The organism is Streptosporangium sp. NPDC049644 (assembly GCF_040675205.1).
GTDB lineage: Bacteria > Actinomycetota > Actinomycetes > Streptosporangiales > Streptosporangiaceae > Streptosporangium > Streptosporangium fukuiense.
On record NZ_JBFAOJ010000256.1, the window covers coordinates 1 to 1,647 of the forward strand.

Annotated in this window: 1 protein-coding gene and 2 pseudogenes; 1 reads left to right on the top strand and 2 read right to left on the bottom strand. The window is 70.2% G+C overall.

The window, feature by feature from the left end; all coding sequences use genetic code 11:
- Window positions 1-278: pseudogene (locus tag AB0J58_RS44920) on the bottom strand (phospholipid carrier-dependent glycosyltransferase); the annotation flags it as partial.
- 54 nt (window positions 279-332) lie between these two features.
- A complete protein-coding gene (gene rsmI, locus AB0J58_RS44925) occupies window positions 333-1,187 on the bottom strand; it encodes a 16S rRNA (cytidine(1402)-2'-O)-methyltransferase (RefSeq protein ID WP_343976334.1) in 855 nt (284 codons plus the stop codon).
- Window positions 1,188-1,285: 98 nt separating this feature from the next.
- On the opposite strand from rsmI, the pseudogene AB0J58_RS44930 reads away from it, so the two are divergent.
- Window positions 1,286-1,647 (top strand): annotated as a pseudogene (locus AB0J58_RS44930) (phospholipid carrier-dependent glycosyltransferase); the annotation flags it as partial.

Here is a 1,647-nt window from a genome sequence, read left to right on the forward strand (position 1 = left end):
GCCACGTAGAGCGGGCAGGGGTCGGCCTCCGGCGGGGTGCACTTGACCAGGAAGTCGGTGTTCCCCTGGATGATCATTCTGTCCGCGACGGGGTCCTTCACGGTGCCGAGCGAGGCCCGCTCCACCCCATGGTTGATCAGCGCCCAGGCGTCCTTGGCGTAGTACGTCTCGTCGAACATGACCGCGTTCGGCCGCCCGAGACCGGTGAAGCGCAGGATCGCCCCGAAGACCGCGACCAGCAGCGGGCCCAGCCAGCCCCACAGGGGGTTTCCCGGCATAGGTGGCAAGAGACGATCCCGTGTTGATCCCATTCAGGGAATTATGGTGATAAGTCAGCCTCGATGGACAGCTTGATAAAGATCCCGTTTGGGAATTCCCGCCGCTTTCGCCACATCCACGATCGCCTGCTTCCTCGGCACCCCCGTCTCCTCGCGGCGCGCGACCTCGTCCACCAGGTCCTCGATCACCGGCGGCAGGGCCTGCCCGGCGTGCCCGGCGACCACGATGGTGATCTCTCCCCTGACGCCCCCGGCCGCCCACTCGGCCAGCTCGCCGAGGCCGCCCCGCCGCACCTCCTCGTAGGTCTTGGTGAGCTCGCGGCAGACCGCCGCCCGGCGGTCGGCGCCGAACGCCTCCGCCATCGCCGCCAGCGCGGCACCGAGCCGGTGCGGCGCCTCGAAGAACACCATCGTGCGCTCCTCCTCCGCGAGTGCCGAGAGCCTGCGGGAGCGCTCACCGGACTTGCGCGGCGGGAAGCCCTCGAAGCAGAACCGGTCGCTGGGCAACCCCGAGACGGCCAGCGCCGTGGTCACCGCCGACGGCCCCGGCAGCGAGGTGACCGCGATCCCGGCCTCGACCGCCAGGTGGGTCAGCCGGTAGCCGGGGTCGGAGACGCCGGGCATGCCGGCGTCGGTGATGACCAGCACCGTCTTGCCGTCCTGGAGCGCGCCGAGGAGCTCGGCGGCCCGCCCGGCCTCGTTGGCGTCGTAGTAGGAGACGACCCGGCCGCCGATCTCGGCGCCCAGTTCCCCGGCCAGGCGCCGCAGCCGCCGGGTGTCCTCCGCCGCGACCACGTCCGCGCTCTCCAGCGCCAGCCGCAGCCGGGGGGAGGCGTCGCCCGCCTGCCCGATCGGAGCCCCTGCCAGCACAAGCCTGCCGTTGTCCGTCACCGCTCCATCCTCCCGCATTTCGGATGACCGCCCAGCGCGGGGAGAAGTTAACCATTTAGTCCTGTAGTGAGGTGTTTCCTGGGCTAGCGACGGTAAGGGGACCGTACGATGTCCGGGTGGCCGTGACCGACTTCCCCAACCAGGCGCCAGAGCAGCCGGAGCCCCAGCCCGACGGCGGGCCCTCGGGTTCCGCTCGTGACCGCCTGGTGCCGCCGATGCCGGGAAACCCCCTGTGGGGCTGGCTGGGCCCGCTGCTGGTCACGGTGTTCGGGGCGATCCTGCGCTTCACCAACCTCGGTCACCCGAACGCGGTCATGTTCGACGAGACGTACTACGCCAAGGACGCCTGGGCACTGATCAACTTCGGTGCCGAGCACAACGTCGTCAAGGACGCCGACAAGATCCTGATGCGGGGCGGCACCGAGATCTGGCAGCAGTGCGCGCCCGCGGAGGTCGACAAGTGCGCCTCCTACGTGGT

Excerpts from the sequence above, each read along its gene's own strand:
- rsmI (WP_343976334.1), bottom strand. The coding sequence starts at position 1,187 with ATGCGGGAGGATGGAGCGGTGACGGACAACGGCAGGCTTGTGCTGGCA.